Genomic DNA, 19,461 nt, shown 5'->3' with positions numbered 1-19,461 from the left:
AGCGAGATGGCCTCTCATCCGAAACTGCAAAGCCTTATCGATAAAGCCGTTTTCGATTACGCGATGATCGAAGACGGAGATCGCATCCTCGTGGGCGCGTCGGGCGGAAAGGATTCGACCGCTCTCACAGAGTATTTTGCGCTCCGCTCATTGCGCCCCGATTGCAGTTTTTCATATAAAGCCGTCGCGGTACAAAGCGATTTTGCGCCCGCTTTTCCCGAAGGCATCGCGCGCTTATTTTGCGAGCGGGGCGTGCCCTTTGAAATCATCGGCGTCGACGTGCTCGCGCGGCTCAAAAAGGGACAAAAGATGAACTGCTGGTGGTGTTCGACGCAGCGGCGGACGGAACTTTTGAATTATGCGATCGAACATAAATTCAATAAAATCGCGCTCGGTCATCACCTCGACGATATCCTCGAAACGCTTCTCATGAATATGCTCGAGAGGGGCGAACTTTCGACGATGCCGCCGAAGCTTTCGTATAAAAATTATCCCGTTACGATTTTGCGCCCGCTGTGCTATGTCGGGGAAAAAACACTCGTCGATTACGCCCGGCAAAAAGGTTTTGCATCTTCCGTCTGTACCTGCGATTATCAGGATAATTCGGGAAGGAAAAAAGCGCGTCTTTTGCTCGAAGGGCTTACCGGCGGAAACGATGCGAAAAAGATGCGCCTCTTTTTATCGCTGAAAAACATCCGAAGCGAATACCTGCCGTAGAGCGTACTTTGCGGAACATCCGCTGAGGGGCGGCCGCTGCAGCGGAAAATCCTACATTGAAAAATTGCCCGTCGCCTTGAGCGCGAAGCTCTTATGCGCTATACTTATGTGTACTATGGCATCATCCGCATCTTATCAGTTGAAAAAATATGCGAAAAATATCGCGCCCGTCACGGGCGAAAAAATAAGTATCAGAGGTGCGCGCGAGCACAATCTGCAAAACGTCGACATCGATTTGCCGCGCAATAAACTCGTCGTGCTTTCCGGTCTTTCCGGTTCGGGAAAATCTTCGCTCGCGTTCGACACGCTCTTTGCCGAAGGGCAGCGGCGTTATATGGAAAGCCTCTCGTCGTACGCACGCCAGTTTTTGGGTACGATGGACAAACCCGACGTCGATTTGATCGAAGGGCTTTCGCCTGCGATTTCGATCGAACAAAAATCGACGAATAAAAACCCTCGTTCGACGGTCGGCACGATCACCGAAATCTACGATTACTATCGCCTTCTCTTTGCACGCATCGGGCACGCGCACTGTCCGAACTGCGGACGTGAAATCGCCGAACAGTCGATCGACCAAATCATCGACACGATGATGAGCTGGCCGGAGGGTACGAAGGTGCAGATACTTTCGCCGGTGGTGCGCGGAAAAAAAGGCGAACATCAAAAAGTATTCGAAGATGCGCGGAAAGCGGGTTTTGCGCGCGCGCGGGTGGACGGCGTTATGGCTGATTTGGAAGATACGGTCAAACTCGACAAGCAAAAAAAACACACGATTGAAATCGTCGTCGACAGGATTATCATTTCGTCTTCCGTACGCAAGCGTTTGGCGGATTCGGTCGAAACCGCGCTCAAAAGTTCGAACGGTACTATCATCGTTACGAAAAAAAACGATGCTGCAGGCGGGGAAGCATCTTCGGAAGCCGAAGTGTTTTTTTCGCAAAAGAACGCGTGCCCCTCCTGCGGTATTTCGATTCCCGAATTGCAGCCGCGCCTCTTTTCATTTAACAATCCTTTCGGCGCCTGTCCCGAATGCACCGGTTTGGGCGAAAAGATGGAATTCGATTTGAATCTGATGATTCCCGACGAATCGAAATCTTTCGACGAGTGGGCTATCCTTCCGTACAATCCTTCGTCCGCGTGGAATACTGCGCGCATGCAGGGGCTGGCGGACGCGTATAAATTTACGCTTTCGACGCCGATCGAAAAATTGACGAAAAAGCAGAGAGATGCGCTTTTGTACGGTACGAAGGACGCTATCCACTGGGAATACGAAAAGCAGAGCGGGGAAGGGTATTCGGTGTACGATCAGGCGTGGCCGGGTCTCTTCGACGATATGAAGCGGCGCTACACGGAAGCGTGGGGCGACCAGATGAAGACGAATCTCGAAAAATACATGGCGCACCGCGAATGCGCCGCGTGCCGCGGAAAAAGACTGCGTCCTGAAGCGCTCGGAGTGACGGTCGGCGGAAAAAATATTTGGGAAATCACCGAATTTTCCGTTCTCGATTCGATCGATTTTTTCGACAAGATACGATTGACGAATTCCGAAAGCGAAATCGCGTCCCAAGTTTTAAAAGAGATACGCTCGCGCCTGCGCTTTTTGAAAAACGTCGGACTCGATTATCTGACGCTTGAGCGTGCGGCGGAAACGCTGTCGGGAGGCGAAGCGCAGAGGATCAGGCTTGCCACGCAAATCGGAAGCGCCCTTGTCGGCGTCATGTATATCCTCGACGAACCGTCGATCGGACTGCATCAGCGGGACAATCAAAAACTGATCGACACGCTGACCTACCTCCGCGACGCGGGCAATACGGTCATCGTCGTCGAGCACGACGAACAGACGCTTCGAACCGCGGACTACCTCGTCGATTTGGGACCTGCGGCGGGCGTGCACGGCGGCCGCGTCGTTGCTGCGGGAACACCCGAACAGGTTTCGCGCGTCGCCGAAAGCGTTACAGGTCAATACCTTGCGGGAAAATTGCGCATGGCGATCCCTGAGGAACGGAGGGGCGGCAACGGAAGCTGTATCGAACTTACGGGAGCGACCGAGCACAATCTGAAAAACGTTTCCGTAAAGATTCCCCTCGGTACTTTTACATGTATAACGGGCGTTTCGGGATCCGGCAAATCGACGCTGCTTTCCGACGTGCTCTATCCCGCGCTCAGCAATAAGCTTATGCGTACAAAATACTCTGTCGGCAAATTCGAAAAGATCGAAGGCGTTTCGAATATCGACAAAGTTATCAATATCGATCAAAGCCCCATCGGGCGCACGCCTCGGTCGAACCCTGCGACATACGTCGGACTTTTCAGCGGCATACGCGATCTCTTTGCATCTCTTCCCGAAGCGAAAGCGCGAGGCTACGGCCCGGGCAGATTCAGCTTTAACGTAAAGGGCGGCAGGTGCGAAAATTGTCAAGGCGCGGGGACTATCGTCATTGAAATGAATTTTTTGCCCGACGTGTACATCCAGTGCGACGTTTGCGGCGGAAAGCGATTTAACAAAGAGACGCTCGACGTAACGTATAAGGGCAAAAACATCAACGACGTGCTCAATATGACGATCGAAGAAGCGTGCGATTTTTTTGCGGGCATCCCGCACGTTGCGCGCAAGCTCGAAACGCTGAAGTCGGTCGGACTCGGCTATATCCAGCTCGGTCAGTCGGCGCTCACACTTTCCGGCGGAGAAGCGCAGCGCGTAAAGCTTGCAACCGAACTCGCGCGCACTTCGACGGGCAAAACGATGTACATACTCGACGAACCGACGACAGGTTTGCACTTTGCCGATGTCATGCTGCTCATGGAAGTGATTCAGCGCCTCGTCGACGCGGGCAACACGGTGATTATGATCGAGCACAACCTCGACGTTATCTGCCAAGCCGATTGGATAATCGATTTGGGGCCGGAAGGCGGTTTCCGCGGCGGAAATGTCATCGCAAAAGGGACGCCCGAAGAAGTCGCAGAAGTCAAACAGTCGTATACGGGCTCTTATATCAAAGAGATGCTCGAACGTGAAAAGCGCCGTCCCGCCGCAAAAAAATCGACACGGAAAAAATGATTGAAAGATGATTGTGCCGAAACGCCGTATCGTAAAATTATTAATTTTTTTGCTCGTCTTTTTTTCCGCCGGTGTACATCGCGCAGCTGCGGCGGAGGGAAACGATGTGTCTCGGGCAAATCCTCAAGCGGAAAAAGAAACTTCCGCATCCGCAAAAAAAGAGACGGCCGCCGATGCGTCTTCTTCACGTACGGTGCAGGATGAAAAAACCGTCATCACGATAGAGCATTCGCAATCGACATCGTACGAAAAAAACAAAGAGACGGGAAACGATTCGATCGTACTCTCAGGCGATGTCCGCATTTCCGTTGCGAAGGGAAACACGAAGACGGCGATCCGCGCCGAGAGAATCACTTACGACAGAAAGACGCAGATGATGTACGCATCCGGGGGCGTGTCGATGGAACAGGCGGGAGGCGCGGCCGGCAACAGTACGGCAACCGCGTCGTCACTCATGTTCAACACGTCCACGCTCGAAGGCGTGTTCGACGACGGGCGCATCGTACAGACGCAGACGGATTCGATCAATTTGCCGTCGGGTTCGACGCTCATCGTCGCATCCGATATGTTCGGCAGAAGCGAATCGAATACGGGCGCTTTTAAAAACGGAAGTCTTACGTTTTGCGACGACGAAAATCCTCACTGGCACATCGACGCGACGCGCATTTGGCTGCTTCCCGGCGGCGAGTTTGCGTTTTTCAACGCGCTGCTCTATGTCGGCGTCGTGCCCGTGCTCTACCTTCCGGCATTTTATTATCCGAAAGACGAACTCATTTACAATCCCGTATTCGGTTACGATGCACGGCGCGGATATTTTATTCAAACGACCGCTTATCTCTACGGGCGAAAGCCGCTGTACGTGCCGAAAGATACGGCGAAAAAAAAAGACGAAAGCGACGACAGCGATAACCTGAAAGCGCTGTTCAATTTTATACGGCCGTCGACGCTGAAAAAACAAAAACTCGAAGGGATCGTCCTGCACAATCTCGACGAAGACTATACCGGCACTACGGCGAATTATTTTAAAATCATGGGCGACTGGTATTCAAACCTCGGGTTTTTGACCGGCTTCGAAGGAGTCTTTAAACCGAACGATTATATCACCGAAGTTACGGCATCGGCTCAGCTCGCGTTCAGCAATACGGTGTTTCGGGATTCCGCCGGAAACCATACGCCCTATGCGTTGTCGGGAAAACGGTATTACGATACGTCCAATTTTATGGGCGTTGAAATGCCCTTTCGCTACGGTGCGAATTTCAAATTCGCTTTGAGTAAACCTTTTTCGCTGTCTCTGTCGATGCCGGTGTATTCGGATCCTTTTATCACCGATGATTTTTCGGAGCGCAACGAAACGATGGATTGGATCGGCTATCTCACATCGATGGGTACCGATTCGGGAGAAACGAAGACGGTAAACGAAATATCGTCGTTTTCATGGACGCTCGCAAGTTCGTATTCGCTGCCGTCTTCCGTGCCCGTCGCTCCGTATATTACGTCCCTATCCTTGTCACTCAACGCGTCGGTCGTATACAGTTCCGTCTTTAACAATTCGCTTTCGACTACGGACAATTTGAAAACCTATTCGCCCGAGCGCAAATTTTATTATCCGTCGCAGATCACGCCCGCAACGGCGTCTTTTTCGCTTTCGGGAACGATTTTTTCGTATCCGGAGAAGGGAACGAATGCGGCAAAAAAGAACGCCCCCGAAGTCCCGCTCATCGCTCCCGACGAATTGAAAACGGCAAAGGAGATTGCCGACGAAAAGGCGAAAGCCGCACAGGCGGCAAAGGCTGCAGAAAAGACGGACGGCGCGACTGCCGCGCAGGCGGAAGGAAACAGTGCGCCGGATACCGCGCTCACGCGATCGGATACGGCGCAAGCCGGAAGTGCGGACGCGACAAAGGGCGAAAGCGCGGCACAGAATGCTGGAGCTGCGGACAGTGCGAAACTATCAGACGGCGCGGAAGCGAAAGAAGATACGAAATTTTTCGAAAAAGCGCTGCCGTCTCTTACGGCTTCATCATCGGCCGTTACGTTGATTCCCGGTTTCGAGTATAAGCTTTCGTATTCGCTGAAGCCGACGTTTACTTCACAGATCGCGTATTCGTCGACGGGTTTGGATAAGCCCGAAGATTTCCAATGGAGCAGAGTTCGCTCTTCGATGTATACGCTCAAAACGCCGCTCGCCCTCGATTCCGTTGCGAGCTACGGCGGGAGCTTTTTCAATCTTACGAACGGCGTGTCGTACAATCCCGTCGTTCAACGGCACCCGTATATTTCGACCGATACGGCGACGGGCGGTTATACGCAGAGTGCCGTCAATTCTCTCAAAGTGGCCGACTTTAAAGCGTCGACGCAGGAAATCGTCAATACGAATTCGGTGAGCGTAAAACCGCTGTACTATATCGACATGTTTAAAAATACGGGTATCTCGTATAATTCGACGATCAAATTGTTCAGAAGCGAATTTCTCGGAACCGATGCCGACAATCCCGACTGGAAATATTACGGTCCCGATTTTACCGACAAGGATTCGGTAACCGCTCATCAGCTCTCCTTTACCTATGCGATGAACGAGAGTGACGCTTTTTCGCAGTCCCTCGTGCTTTCAATGACGCTGCCGCCGCAAGTCGACGAATACACGGGAACGCTTTCGCTTGCCTTTCCGTTTACGACATTTTCGCTTTCGACGGGATTCAAACAAAAGAGCGCGACCGATACGACATGGGAGCGAAAGCTTGTACAACAGGCGCTTACGATTTTACTTTTTAATAATACATTCAAGTTTACGGAGTCGTACAACTATAATTGGGAAAACTATCACGACGATGCGCTGCGTTTGACGCTTTCGTGGCAGGGACTCGAGGCTTCTTACACGATGTCGTATACGAAGGGCTACGATTTCGATACGACGGCGGGATGGCAAGTGCGCTCCAAAGAAGAGTTTTTACCGTATTCGCTTTCGTTTGCCTATACGCTGCCGAAGGACACGTGGTATTTTTGGAAAAACCGCGTCAAAATCGCACCAGGACTTTCGACGAGCGTCGTCGCCGACCTTCTTCGTCCGACGAACAGTTACTTTCTTTTTACTCCGTCGATCAACTTCGAAATTAATAAATTCGTTACGCTCACCTTTTCTTCGACGTCGCGCAATTCCGTGCTTTACCGCTATTTTCAAAAGATGCTCGGAGAAGCGGGGCGCATTCCCGGCGAGACGAATATGCTCCTCGATTTACTCAATTCGTATCGATTCGACGACGAAAGCAGGCGAAAGGCGTCGGGCTTCAAACTGCAGAGTTTGAACTTTACGCTTACGCACGATCTGCACGATTGGGATTTCAATACGACGTTTAAAGTTGCGCCGCGCTTCGTGACGGACAAAGGAAAAAAATATTACGATTTCAATCCCTATGTGACGATTTCGGTCGTGTGGCGACCGATGGAAAGCATGAAGACGAAGATCGTCGATAAATACGGAGAGTGGGAACTGAACCCGTAAGCGGGTGCCGATCAATGCGCAGGGCATGAGCGGTACCCGCAAAATCGCATCGATTTACTTCGTGCGCGAGAGCGTACCCGTGATGCGAAGCACGTTGTTTTTAAAAGTAAACTTTACGTTTCCGTCGTAGTGATAGGCGGCATCGGGACTGAACGCATCGCTTTCAAGCGGGATTTTGCTCCAATCGATGTCTGCCATATTGCTTACGTCTCCACCTTGCTTTAGGTATTCGGGTTTGATGACAAAGCCGTCGCCTTTTTTATCGGTGACGCTTTTTGCGATCTTCGATCCGGTCAGCAGATTGAAGTTTCCTTTTTTATCGGTCTTCAATTCGAACGCGTTCGTTTTGCGGACAAAGCGCACGGTGATGACGCCTGCGTCTTTCGTCACTTGGAGCGCGTGGCTTTTTACAAAGGACGGATCGGCAAGCGCAAATAAAAATACGCTGCGAAGTCCGGCAGGCATTGAAGCTTTTCTGTCAGCCGTCGGTTCGGCGAAGCGGACTGCGTTGAATGCTTTTGTGGAACCTTTGAGACTCGCGCCCGATGCAGCGTCGAATTTGTCCTGCACTGTTTCATTTCCGACCGTCCACGTAAAATAATCGGCGTCGTGGTTTTTTACCGAAAGATCCATTTTGTAATCGATCTTTACGTCGGTCGCAGGATCCGCTGCGGCAAACGAAAGCGCTGCGGCAAAAAGCAGAGCTGCCAGTACACGCGTCATTGTCGTTTTTTTCATATCATACTCCTTGTGATATAGATTATGTCGTTCCGCCGCTCCGACTATACGGAGGATACGAAACGTACGCTTACGGTATAGCGAATTTTACAGATGTTAGCAATAGATAACTAGCCACAGGTTGTCCGCAGTTCTCTATCATAAATCCCCGCTTTATGCTACTATGACGCGCAACGATATCGATCGATTCGAAACGTATGGGAGTATGAATATGATTAGAGGTATGAATACGAAACGGCGCGGTATATTCGCCGCAGTGATTTTCTGTGCGCTTGTCGCTTCGTCGTGCGGTACGACGAAAGTGAGACGTGTCGATGCCGATAAAATCATCGACATGGACGGCAACTGGAACGACAATGATGTGCGCATCGTCTGTGCGACGCTCATCGCCGACTGTGCGAGTTCACCCGCCGTCGCGCAATATCGCCGTAAAAACGGACGGAACCCCGTCGCCATCGTCGGCAAGATCCGCAACGACAGCGACGAACACATCGATACGAGCATCGTCGAAAAGCGTTTTCAGAGTGCGATCATCAACAGCGGAACCTTGGATTTCGTTTCCGATAAAAACGAACGCACTGAACTCCGCGACGAACGCCTCGATCAACAGACGAATTCGAGTGCGGAAACGATGAAGCGCTTAAAAAACGAAACGGGCGCCGACGTTATGCTCCTCGGTTCGATCAAGACGATGGTGCAAAAAGAAGGGCGGAAATCGGTCCGCGCGTATTTCGTATATGCCGAACTGCACGACATCGAAACAAACAGGATTTTGTGGAGCGGTGAAAACAGCGAAATCAAAAAAGTGATAAAGCGTCCGGCAGCAAAGCTCTAGCATGAAGCGGGCGGAATGCAGCAGCATAAAATATGTGCTGCGAATCGGCATCGCCGCAGCGTGTATCTGCGTCTTCGCATCCTGCGTATCCGCGCCCAAGGGGGATGCGGAAGCGCTCGTTCATACCGACTCGCGTCCGCATGCCGTTAAAAAGAAAAAGTACAATGAAGCCCGTTTTTACAAAGCTCTCGACGACGGGGACTTTGAAAGCGCTACGGCGTTTTTGCTCGGACAAAAGATCACAAACAGAGAGCGTATCCGCCAATATCTCGATCTCGCCTTCGCCGAGCATTTCGGCAAAGTCTACGATTCGTCGATCGAAGTATGCAATAAAGTCGATGCGCTCATGGAAGACGCCGTTACGAAGAGCGTTACCCGAACCGTGCTTTCGGCGACGCTGAACGAAAATGCGTCCGAGTATTCGGGCAGGGTGTATGAGTACCTCTACGTAAACCTCTTCAACGCGCTCAATTATTATCATAGGGGCGATATGGAAGGCGCCCTTGTCGAAATCAGAAAAATCGGCAACAAACAGCGCGAATACATAGCGAAGTACGGAAAAGCCGTGCTCGCAAAGGATGCTCCGCAAAAGCGCGAAATTACCGATGCTGATTACGCCGCAGCTTTGTTCGGTATCAATATGCCCGCGCTCATCGCAAAGTCGCCGCCCCAAGCGACAAAGGACGACGTGTTCCGCGATTCCGCCGCTTCCCGCTATGTGAGCATGCTCTTCCGGCTCATGAACGGAGACGCAGACGACGCGCGGATCGACGCCGATGTCATTGCAATGCTCAGTCCCCGTTTTCCCGCTGCACAAATGCTTGCGATACCGGAGGGCAAAGGCAGGCTCGACGTGCTCGCGTTTTACGGCCTGATCGGAAGGAGATACGAGCAGTCGTTTTATTTTCCGGGCGATGTCGTCAACGGGCTCGCAGGCCTCAACTTCAGCGTCATCGGTATCGGTTCGTCCGCGATGATCGTGATGCCCCCGTTTCCGAACGGTGTCGTCATCCCCGCCTTCCGCCTGAAGTTCGTGTATCCGGCCTTCGATGCGTCGTCGATACGGCAGCATATCGCGGGAGTGCGGATACTCGTCTCCGCTGCAAACGCATCCGGAAAATCTGCCACCGTCCGAACTGCCGCAGGCAAACACGAAGATCCGTCCGTCATCGGCACGGACGGGAAGGGGGAGGCGGCTGCTGTATGCGACCTCAGCCTCCTTGAAGATTTCAACGATGCCGTCGATAAGGATGTGCGCACCCATGCGGCAAAAGCTTTTGCAAGGAGCGTCGTTCGGAGCCTGCTCAAAAAGTCCGCCGCCGTCACTGCGGGGGAAGCGACGCTCGCCGCGCTCGCCGATAAAAACGGCAGCGGCAAATCGTTTACCGATGCGCTGTTGTACGAGCTTGCCTATCTCAGCGTCTCGGCTGCGATCGATGCGGTCGATGCGGCGGAAACCGCGGACGTTCGCCAAAGCGTGTGCCTGCCCGCGCGCGCCTATGCCGGCGGATGTGCCGTCGACCCCGGAAGCTACGACGTTACCGTGCAGTATGTCGACGCGTCATCGAATATCGTCTTCCAAGAACGCTTTGCATCCGTCAACGTGGAATCGGGCGTTCCCGTCCTCATCGAATCGTCGTATATGAAAAAGTGAGTTGCCCTTCCCGATGAGAGGCGATTTGACAGAGCGCGGCATTCCCTATACACTGGGTAGCAATGCAGGAAAATAAAATGGGCACGATGCCCGTCACCAAGCTTATCTTGAACATGTCGCTTCCGATGATGTTTTCGATGTTCGTACAGGCGCTCTACAATATCGTCGACAGCGTATTCGTCGCGCAGATAAACGAAAATGCGCTTACGGCGGTATCGCTCGCGTTCCCCATTCAGGGGCTTATGATTTCCGTAGGTGTCGGAACGGCGGTCGGCGTCAACGCCCTCCTTTCGATGCGCCTCGGACAAAAAAAGCAGGACGATGTGAACGCCGCCGCCGAAAACGGGCTCTTTCTCGCCGTGTGCAGCTTTATCGTCTTTTTCGTTATAGGTCTCTTTTGTATGCGTCCCTATCTTGCAAGTCAGACGGACAACCGTGAAATCATCGAGTTCGGCATGGAGTATTTGAACGTTGTCGTACTCGGCTCTTTCGGTATGTTTTCCGCAATCATGCTCGACCGCCTTTTGCAGGGAACGGGGCGTACGGTCTTTACGATGTATTCGCAGACGGCAGGTGCGCTCACGAATATTATTCTCGATCCGCTGCTTATCTTCGGCATCGGTCCTTTTCCGCGCATGGGCATGACGGGGGCGGCGCTCGCAACCGTCATCGGGCAGTGGCTCAGCATGTGCCTGTCGTTCGTCTTCAATATAAAAATCAATAAAGAGATTCGATTGCGATTTTCGCGATTCCGCCCCGACGCGCTCGTAATAAAGCAGATTTATAAAGTCGGCGTGCCGTCGATACTGCTCAATTCGATCACGTCGGTTACGACCTATTTTTTGAACCTCATTCTCGGATCGTTTTCGTCAACGGCGATCGCGGTGTACGGCGTGTATTTTAAGCTGAACAGCTTTATCTTTATGCCGGTTTTCGGTTTGAATAACGGCATCGTTCCGATCATCGCGTACAATTACGGAGCGGAACACAAGAAGCGCATCGTGCAGGCGATCAAAAGCGGTATCATCCTTGCCGTCTGCATTATGGCTTTCGGTACGCTTATTTTCGAACTCTTTCCGGTGCAGTTGTTAAAGCTCTTTCAAGCGTCGGATACTATGCTTGCGATCGGAGTGCCCGCAATGCGCATCATCGCGTCGAGCTTTGTCGGGGCTGCCGTCGCGATTTCGTTGTCGTCGGTATTTCAAGCGTTCAGTTCGGCGATGTACAGCATGTTCGTTTCTTTTGCGCGGCAGTTCCTTGTACTTTTGCCCGCCGCCTACCTTTTGTCGCTTGCCCGCAATATTGACGACGTATGGCTTGCCTTTCCGATCGCGGAAGTCATGTCGCTTTCTCTTTCGTGCTTTTTTATGGCGAGAGTGTACCGCGCGAAAATCAAACCGCTTGCGGAGCGATAGGGTGGTCTGCTTCGCTCTGTAAGTCGAAAGGCGAAAAACGGTCGAGCCGTTTTTCTTTTATCAATACGCTCGCGATTTCTCCGCACTGCTCGAAATCGCTTGATGAAGTCGAAAGGCGAAAAACGCCTGCGGCGTTTTTCTTTCATAGGAGACGCGCATAATTCCTGCGCACTGCTCGGAATTATGCGCTCTTGCATAAATTATCCTCTGCCTTTATAATTTTATACAATAATTTGACGGTGATGATCGGAGAGCGGGTGTTGGTGGGTTGTGGATAGCGCTTATACGATAGTCGTGCCGGATGCCGATGTTTTATCCTGCGTCTGCGGCACGAACGACAGCAATTTGAAACTCATCGAAGAGCATTTGGGTGTGCCGGTGTTTACACGGGGGAATGAGCTCTCCGTAGATGAAGAGGATCCCGTCATACGTGAAAAATTCCGGTTTATCATCGATAGGATTATCGACGAAATAGAAAGCGGCGACGAAGACGGCAAAAACATCATCGCATCAATCTTGAATACGAAAACGAGCTTGGATATTTCGCACAGCGCGATTTCGATCCCCGGAGGTTTCAGGAAAATCTATCCTCGTTCGGACAATCAGGCGCGGTATATCGATATGCTCCGCTCGTTCGACATGGTCATCTGCACGGGAGCTGCGGGCAGCGGTAAAACCTTTCTCGCGGTCGCCGAAGCGCTGAAAATGCTTCTTTCCCACAATACATCGAAACTCGTCGTAACGCGCCCCGTCGTCGAAGCGGGCGAAAGTCTCGGCTATCTGCCCGGCGATTTGGAACAAAAACTCCATCCCTACTTGCGTCCGTTTTACGACGCTATGGAATCTCTTGTGCCGAGGGAAACGGTACGACGCCTTGTCGAATCGGGTGCGGTCGAAACGGCGCCGCTTGCGTATATGCGCGGACGGACACTCGAAGCGAGCGTCGTCATTCTCGATGAAGCGCAAAACACGACGCGCGAACAGATGAAGATGTTTTTGACGCGGATGGGCGAAAACGTGAAAGTGTTTGTCACCGGCGATATCACGCAGATCGATCTGCCGCGCCGGACGGAAAGCGGACTCGTCCACGCGCTCGGCTTATTAAAATCGATTCCGGATATCGGAACGATGAAATTGACGGCGGACGATGTGATACGCGCTCCGCTCGTAAGAAAAATAGTAAAGGCGTATGAAGATGAAGAAAGACAATGACGATCGCGGTTTTGCAGCGGTATGTACCGAATATATTAAAAAGCACTGGCGCGTTATCCTTTTGATCGTTGCAGGCTATATCGCCGCTTCCGCTCTCAATTTCGTAAATGTTGCGACGAGCCAGACGATAGCCTCTTTTTCGCTTGACGATTTTGAAATAGGGCAGATCGCCGACCGCGACATAATCGCACCTCGGAACATTGCCGCTACTTTCGATAACCCGATCGTGATTCAAAAAGGCGAGCGAATCATTCACAAGGGATTTGCGATCGAGCAGGAAAATTACGACAAACTCCGAAAACTCGCCGAATCGCCCGCATATTTCGATTACCGGAAATTCCTCAACAATGAATTATTTTTGCTTGTTCTCGGCGTCGTGTGGTTTTTACTGTTCGCATTCCTGCCGTTCGGGAGAAAAATTCTTTTAAGTGAATCGGTGTTGCAAGTCGTTTTTTTTCTTTTCATCTATGCCGCCGCCGCGTTTGCGCTTAAAACGGTTTCTTTTTCCTCACCGTATATGCTGCCGGTGATCATCCCGTCGGCGTTCTGTACGCTGCTCGTTGCGATTTTATACGGGCAGCTTCCTTCGGTGTTGTTTTGTGCTCTAGCCGCGTTCGGCGTATACAATGCAACCGGCTGGGCGTTCATTCCGTTTTTGTATACGATACTTTCGTGTCTTGCGGCGACGAATATCGTGCGAAAGATCGAGCGGAGAATCGATATGGTCATCGCGTCTCTTTTGCTTGCCCTTGTCGATATCGTATGCATGATCGTACTCATCGTCATCGACAACGAAAGCTTTCAGAGAATGCCGATCGCGATTGCAGGTGCCGCGTTCAACGGATTTATTTCCGGCATCCTCGCGCTCGGTTTTTTGACGCCGCTTGAACTCGTGCTGAATACAGCATCGGTATTCCGCCTCATGGATTTAAGCGATCTCAACAATCCGACGATGCGCCGCCTCATGCTTAGAGCGAGCGGCACCTATACGCATTCGCTCATGGTCGCGCAGCTTGCCGAAAGCGCGTGCCGCGAAATCGGCGCAAACTCGCTCGTCGCCCGCGTCGGCGCGTATTACCACGATATCGGCAAAATGGATCAAAGCGAATACTTTGTCGAAAACCAAACGGGCACGAATAAGCACGACGACATCAATCCCTCTCTTTCGGTTGCCGTCATTAAAAGCCACGTAAAGCGCGGCGTCGAAAAAGCCCACCAAATGCATTTGCCCGAGCAGATCATCAACATCATCGCAGAGCACCACGGAAACAGCGTCATCTCGTATTTTTACAATGCAGCGAAAGAAAAGGACCCGAACGTGAGTCCCGAAGAATTTCGATACACCGGTACTCCTCCGACGACTCGTGAAAGCGCCGTCGTCATGCTTGCCGATACCGTCGAAGCCGCGTGCCGCACGCTTGAGAATCCGTCCGCATCGCGCCTCGATAAATTCATTCAAATGCTGTTCAACGCAAAGGTCGAACACGGTCAGCTCGACAACTGCGATTTGACGTTCCGCGATATGTCGAAGATAAAGGGCGCTTTCGTTCAGTTGCTTGCAGGCTACTATCACAACAGGATCGAATATCCGAATCAAAAAAATCCCGACGATGATAAAAAAGACGGCAGAGAAAACAAAGTTCCCGATAAAAAAGGGGACGACAAGATAAGCGATAAAAAATCGGATGCGGGAAAATCGAATGGCTGACAGGATCGCCGTGTCCCTTTCCGAAAATGTCGTGCCTCCGTCATGGATTGAAAGCGTCGCGCCGTTTACGGAAAAGGCGCTAGATGCGCTCGGTTTTTCCGGAGAGGAGATTTCAATTTTGCTGTGCGACGATGCGTATATGTCGTTTCTCAACAAAACGTACCGCGGCATTGAAGGGACGACCGATGTACTCTCCTTTGAAAACGGAGCTTCATATATAGACGAAGAGGGCGTGCAGTGGAAGTGTGCGGGCGACATTGCAATCAGCCTGGACACGCTTTCGAAAAATGCGGCCGCGTTCGAGACGGACGAAAACTCGGAGCTCAAGCGTCTCATCGTGCACGCTCTTTTGCATTTAAACGGATACGATCACGGAGAAGAGCATATCGAAGAGGGTAAAGCTCCCCAATGCGATATGCTCGTCATTCAGGAACAGGCGCTTGCGAAATTGTGCGGCGAAAAAATAATTGGGTAAGGTGGTATATGGGATTATTCGGTTTAGGACGCAAAAAGGAAGAAGCCGCTTCCGATGCGGAAGCGGTCAGTCCCGAACAGCAGGAAATTATCAACGAAGAAAAACGGAGCATGATACGCGGCATCGAAGATCTGTCGCACACGACGGTAAAGGAAGTGATGATCCCGCGTATCGACGTCGATTTTATTTCCGTCGATACCGAACTCGACGAACTCATGGAAAAGATCGCCAAAAGCGGTCACTCGCGCATTCCGGTCTACAGCGAATCCATCGACAATGTGGTCGGCATACTTTACGTCAAAGATTTGATTCATATTTTCGCTTCTCATGAAACGGTCGATCTCGAAAAGATCCTCCGCAAAGCGTATTTTATTCCTGAATCGAAGCGCATCGATTCGCTTTTGCGCGAGTTTAAACGGCGGCACCTGCACATCGCGATCGCTATCGACGAATACGGCGGTATTTCCGGCATCGTTACGATGGAAGATATCATCGAAGAGATAGTCGGCGACATTCAGGATGAGTTCGACAACGAGCGGGAAGATATCATCACGCTCGGAAATAATATTTGGCTGTGCGATGCGCGCATAGATTTGGATGATTTGAACGAAACGATCGGCGCGGAGTTTCCGACGGAAGACTTCGATACGCTCGGCGGCTTTGTATTCGATTTGCTCGGAAAGATTCCGGTAAAATACGAAAAGGCATCGTGGGGCGGATTCGATTTTATCATACAGGATATGGAAGGACACCGTATCAATATGATAAAAGTGATACGGAAAAGCGGAGATGAAAACGAGGATGACAAATAATATGACGCGCAAGCGGCGGACGGATAAAATCCGCTTTCACATATCGACGGAGTCCGTCATCGATCCGGCTGCGCAAAAAAAACGAAAAATCGTTTTCTGTGCGCTGTGCGTTCTCCTTTTGGCGATTCCGCTTTTTGCTTCTCCTCCGACGGCTGCCGAATTGTATTCGCGCGGCGTCGAACGGCAGAACGGGGAAGAGTGGTACGAAGCGACCGAACTTTTTTTGGAAGCCGTGCGCGTAAATCCCGCTTATGCAGATGCGTGGTTCCGCCTCGCCGAGTGCGCGTATCAGCTCGGTCAATACGACACGGCGCTCGGCTATCTTTCGTCCGCCGAAAAATATGCGCGGAACAGTACGGCCGTACAAAATCTTCGAGGTATGTGCCGCATTGCGCTCGGAAACCTTTCCGAAGCTCGGGTCATATTCGAAAAAATATTGGCGCAGTATCCGAACGACGTCAACGCGAGGTTCGGTATGGCGGAACTCGAACTTTTCAGCGGGAGGATTTCCGCAGCCGAAGGAAAATACGCCGAAGCGCTTGAGAGAGATCCGTCGAACCGCAAAGCGCTTTTAAGCCTCGCCTTTGTTTCAGCCGAGCGGGGTAATAGCTCCGCTGCTTCCCGTTATATGTCGCAGGCGCTGCGCTATCATTCGGGCGAAGCGGAAGTGCACTATATGAGCGCAAAGCTCGCCGCTATGCAGGGTAATCTTTCTGCTGCCGAAAAAGCGGCTCGCACGGCAGTTGAGATAAACGGCCGCTACGACAAAGCATACGAACTGCTCGCTTCGATATTGTATTCGGAAAATAAATACGCCGATGCGATCGACGTTTCGGATTTCAGAATAGCGAGGTCGAGGAATGCGAACGGCGCGTGGTATTTAAAAGGGCTTTCTCAATATCGATTAGGAAATACTGCCGATGCGATAGCGACGTGGACGACGGGGCTTTCAGTCGATCCTTTCGATGAAGTGATGCGTGCGGCTCTCGAACTCGAGGTCAATAAAACTGTTCCGATCGAAGATGCGCGGAGAAAGGAATGGGCGAAGTGGCACATAAAAAATGCGGGCGAATATATGAAGCGCTTTGACGGCACGGGTGCAAGCTACGAGTACCAGCGGGCGCTGAAAGTAAACCCGACGGACACCGCGGCGCGCAGAGCCTTTGCCGAAATGCTCGACATAAACGGTTTGCACGAACTCTGTCTCGAACAGCTTAAATTCGTACAGGATAACAGGGATCCCCTTTCAAGCGTTTCTTCGGAAGCGCGCCGCACGAGCGAAAAGCGCTTGGACGATGCCGTCGAAGCTTACGATTCGCTTTTACAGGATTCGCTTGCAAAGCGGTGGAACGTCGAACCCTTTTACCTCGATAAAATTCGCTGGCGTATCGGTCTATACTATACGCAAAATACCGCGCGCTTCGTTCACGCCGATTCTCCGATGATCACCGCCGAGTTTGCAGCCGATATGTTTTCGGGCGTTTCCGTCACATTCGTGCACGCACGAACGGCTCCCGTTTCGGGTTTCGGGGAAGCGTACCGAAAAGCGCAGAGCGCGGGCGAAGATTATTTTATCATGCTTTCGCTCGACGAAGGCGAACGCGACATCGTCCTCGATGCGGCGATGTATTCCGGTCGTACGGGTTCGGCAGTCAGACCTATGTCGTTTTACGGCACCGGAAGCGGACGCTATACGAACGTGCTGCGCAGGTTGCGCTCTTCAGTCCTTTCGAGTTTGCCCGTCCGCGGGAACATCCTCGACAGGAGCGGGACGAATTTATTGATCGATGTCGGTCGATCCGAACTGCTGCAAAAAGGCGCGGTGTTCGCCGTTGTACCCAAGGGTGCGCTCAAAACGGCGGATTCGGAAATTGGATTGACATACGCCGACAAGGATGCGCTCGGCACGCTTACGATTACCGAAGCGGGAGAAGAAGTGTCGGAAGGCGAGTTCGTAAAGAGCGGATTTTACGATCGGGTAAACACGGGCGATGAAGTCGTTCTTGTTTCGATGCCCGATAAAGCTGCGGAAAGCAAAGCGGGAAACGCTTCGCGCGTCGTCGACAATGCGCCGTCTGCCGGTACGGGAAAGACTGCCGACTCGGGACAGTCGAAAGCGGTATTGGCCGGCGATTTGGGCGAACGGCGGAAACCCGTACTTATCGATATTATCCGCAGTATTTATTAATTATTAATTTTTCTGCAGCTGCATGAAGTCGAGCGACGAATCGATCCATTTTTTTGCGAGGGAGGGGTAGGCGTCGGTTACGTGCAAAAAGGCGTTTACCGCATCGGCGTAGTTTCCGCCGAAATAGTAGGATTCGCCCAAATAAAAAAATGCGCGGGACGTAACCGCATCGCTTCTGTTCGTTGCAAGCAGGCGCAAAAGTTCGGTTTGAGCTTCCTTGTATTTCCGTTTGATAAAGGTCGTTTTCAAAACGTCGAACAAAAGGTAATCGTCACCTCCGTCCGGCGAAATCAAATCCTCTTCGAACACATGGGGTGAAAGCGGCTCGCGCGTTTTTTCCGCCGAACCTGAAAGAAGCCGCGCCTGCTCTCTCGTGCTTTTGCTCATAGCCGTCCGTTTGTTTTCGTTTACACTTTCGATCAAATCGATGTAAGGAAGCGGCGTTTCGCGGACGGCGCCTTCAGGGTAGAGCTTTTCCCGTGCGGATGCGCTCGTATCTTTTGCGGCGTTTTTTTTCGGGAGCCGGGCGTGCACGCCGTTTACCGTCGCATTTACCGAGGGGATAACGATGTCGTAGCGTCCTTTTTCCGTGACGGCGACGACGGCATAATAATAATCTTTATAATCGGGAACGCTGTCGGCAAACGATGCGCTGTCTTTTGCAAGTTGTGCGACAGGGTCGAGGGACGCTATCTGCGAAAAAGACGCGACAGGTTCTTCCGTTCGAAATACGGCGAGAGAAGTGACGGCCGGTTCGGGATTTTTAGGCGGCGTCCACGTAACGGAAATGCGCTTTGCCGACCCGGCTTCGGCTTTTATGCCGGTAACGATGGGACGCTCCGATGCAAAAGCGGCGAAGGACGCGGATATAAAGACGGCTGTGATGACGAGCGGTCGAAAATGCTTCATAGAAGTATGATAGCGCGAAACGGCGCGAAAATCAATTCGCGTACACAGGTTGGATTTTTACGTAGGGTACATACAGGCTGCGTGTTGCCGTATATTTGAAAACGCTTTCGAAAATCGAAGTTTGAATGATATGCCCGCACGATACGACGCTTTCCTTTCAGCCGCACGTTTACACGGTAAAGAGTTCCCTTTCAAAAAAATAAAAATTTTTATTGACAAATAGCTGGAATGGTGTATACTT

At 51.7% G+C, this 19,461-nt stretch carries 13 protein-coding genes; 11 read left to right on the top strand and 2 right to left on the bottom strand.

What is annotated here, in order from left to right:
- Positions 1-6 precede the first annotated feature (6 nt).
- From H9I36_RS05365 to H9I36_RS05355, 3 genes are all read left to right on the top strand, one after another.
- Positions 7-717, top strand: coding sequence for a tRNA 2-thiocytidine biosynthesis TtcA family protein (locus H9I36_RS05365; protein WP_187384355.1), 711 nt, complete (start codon positions 7-9; stop codon positions 715-717).
- A 115-nt stretch (positions 718-832) separates the two neighbouring features.
- Positions 833-3,775 (top strand): excinuclease ABC subunit UvrA, encoded by a 2,943-nt coding sequence (gene uvrA, locus H9I36_RS05360; RefSeq protein WP_255422675.1) that lies wholly within the window; start codon positions 833-835, stop codon positions 3,773-3,775.
- Between the two features lie 7 nt (positions 3,776-3,782).
- Positions 3,783-7,274 carry an LPS-assembly protein LptD gene (locus tag H9I36_RS05355; protein WP_187384354.1) on the top strand — a complete coding sequence of 1,164 codons (3,492 nt, stop codon included), beginning with the start codon at positions 3,783-3,785 and terminating at the stop codon, positions 7,272-7,274.
- A gap of 54 nt (positions 7,275-7,328) precedes the next feature.
- Here H9I36_RS05355 and H9I36_RS05350 read toward each other — a convergent pair whose 3' ends face one another.
- Positions 7,329-8,012: a hypothetical protein gene (locus tag H9I36_RS05350; protein WP_187384353.1), complete on the bottom strand. Its 684-nt coding sequence runs from the start codon at positions 8,010-8,012 to the stop codon at positions 7,329-7,331.
- Positions 8,013-8,235: 223 nt separating this feature from the next.
- On the opposite strand from H9I36_RS05350, the gene H9I36_RS05345 reads away from it, so the two are divergent.
- The 8 genes from H9I36_RS05345 (at position 8,236) to H9I36_RS05310 (ending at position 18,311) form a co-directional block, all read left to right on the top strand.
- Entirely contained in the window at positions 8,236-8,847 is a 612-nt protein-coding gene (locus tag H9I36_RS05345) for a penicillin-binding protein activator LpoB (protein WP_187384352.1), read from the top strand.
- A gap of 1 nt (position 8,848) precedes the next feature.
- On the top strand, positions 8,849-10,501 hold the full coding sequence (locus H9I36_RS05340) for a COG3014 family protein (RefSeq protein ID WP_187384351.1): 1,653 nt from the start codon (positions 8,849-8,851) through the stop codon (positions 10,499-10,501).
- A 62-nt stretch (positions 10,502-10,563) separates the two neighbouring features.
- The gene (locus H9I36_RS05335) at positions 10,564-11,916 is read left to right on the top strand and encodes an MATE family efflux transporter (protein ID WP_187384350.1); all 1,353 of its coding nucleotides are present in this window, start codon (positions 10,564-10,566) and stop codon (positions 11,914-11,916) included.
- Positions 11,917-12,186: 270 nt separating this feature from the next.
- Positions 12,187-13,128: a PhoH family protein gene (locus tag H9I36_RS05330; protein ID WP_187384349.1), complete on the top strand. Its 942-nt coding sequence runs from the start codon at positions 12,187-12,189 to the stop codon at positions 13,126-13,128.
- Complete coding sequence (locus H9I36_RS05325) at positions 13,106-14,836, top strand: HD family phosphohydrolase (RefSeq protein ID WP_255422674.1); 1,731 nt, start codon at positions 13,106-13,108, stop codon at positions 14,834-14,836. Before H9I36_RS05330 ends, H9I36_RS05325 begins: the two co-directional genes overlap by 23 nt.
- The gene (gene ybeY, locus H9I36_RS05320) at positions 14,829-15,311 is read left to right on the top strand and encodes an rRNA maturation RNase YbeY (RefSeq protein WP_187384348.1); all 483 of its coding nucleotides are present in this window, start codon (positions 14,829-14,831) and stop codon (positions 15,309-15,311) included. The genes H9I36_RS05325 and ybeY overlap by 8 nt, the downstream gene beginning before the upstream one ends.
- A gap of 8 nt (positions 15,312-15,319) precedes the next feature.
- Positions 15,320-16,123 carry a hemolysin family protein gene (locus tag H9I36_RS05315; protein ID WP_187384347.1) on the top strand — a complete coding sequence of 268 codons (804 nt, stop codon included), beginning with the start codon at positions 15,320-15,322 and terminating at the stop codon, positions 16,121-16,123.
- Positions 16,113-18,311 (top strand): tetratricopeptide repeat protein, encoded by a 2,199-nt coding sequence (locus H9I36_RS05310; RefSeq protein WP_187384346.1) that lies wholly within the window; start codon positions 16,113-16,115, stop codon positions 18,309-18,311. The genes H9I36_RS05315 and H9I36_RS05310 overlap by 11 nt, the downstream gene beginning before the upstream one ends.
- A 3-nt stretch (positions 18,312-18,314) precedes the next feature.
- Here H9I36_RS05310 and H9I36_RS05305 read toward each other — a convergent pair whose 3' ends face one another.
- On the bottom strand, positions 18,315-19,220 hold the full coding sequence (locus H9I36_RS05305; protein ID WP_187384345.1) for a tetratricopeptide repeat protein: 906 nt from the start codon (positions 19,218-19,220) through the stop codon (positions 18,315-18,317).
- Positions 19,221-19,461 lie beyond the last annotated feature (241 nt).

The organism is Treponema sp. Marseille-Q4130, from assembly GCF_014334325.1.
GTDB lineage: Bacteria > Spirochaetota > Spirochaetia > Treponematales > Treponemataceae > Treponema_D.
This window is presented reverse-complemented; position numbering and strand designations above follow the sequence as displayed.

What these genes read in the sequence shown, in the direction of transcription:
- H9I36_RS05365 (WP_187384355.1), top strand. Translation starts at nt 7, where the DNA reads ATGGCCTCTCATCCGAAACTGCAAAGCCTTATCGATAAAGCCGTTTTC.
- H9I36_RS05350 (WP_187384353.1), bottom strand. Translation starts at nt 8,012, where the DNA reads ATGAAAAAAACGACAATGACGCGTGTACTGGCAGCTCTGCTTTTTGCC.
- H9I36_RS05305 (WP_187384345.1), bottom strand. Translation starts at nt 19,220, where the DNA reads ATGAAGCATTTTCGACCGCTCGTCATCACAGCCGTCTTTATATCCGCG.
- H9I36_RS05310 (WP_187384346.1), top strand. Translation starts at nt 16,113, where the DNA reads ATGACAAATAATATGACGCGCAAGCGGCGGACGGATAAAATCCGCTTT.
- H9I36_RS05355 (WP_187384354.1), top strand. Translation starts at nt 3,783, where the DNA reads ATGATTGTGCCGAAACGCCGTATCGTAAAATTATTAATTTTTTTGCTC.
- H9I36_RS05315 (WP_187384347.1), top strand. Translation starts at nt 15,320, where the DNA reads ATGGGATTATTCGGTTTAGGACGCAAAAAGGAAGAAGCCGCTTCCGAT.
- uvrA (WP_255422675.1), top strand. Translation starts at nt 833, where the DNA reads ATGGCATCATCCGCATCTTATCAGTTGAAAAAATATGCGAAAAATATC.
- H9I36_RS05335 (WP_187384350.1), top strand. Translation starts at nt 10,564, where the DNA reads ATGCAGGAAAATAAAATGGGCACGATGCCCGTCACCAAGCTTATCTTG.
- ybeY (WP_187384348.1), top strand. Translation starts at nt 14,829, where the DNA reads ATGGCTGACAGGATCGCCGTGTCCCTTTCCGAAAATGTCGTGCCTCCG.
- H9I36_RS05325 (WP_255422674.1), top strand. Translation starts at nt 13,106, where the DNA reads ATGAAGATGAAGAAAGACAATGACGATCGCGGTTTTGCAGCGGTATGT.
- H9I36_RS05340 (WP_187384351.1), top strand. Translation starts at nt 8,849, where the DNA reads ATGAAGCGGGCGGAATGCAGCAGCATAAAATATGTGCTGCGAATCGGC.
- H9I36_RS05345 (WP_187384352.1), top strand. Translation starts at nt 8,236, where the DNA reads ATGAATACGAAACGGCGCGGTATATTCGCCGCAGTGATTTTCTGTGCG.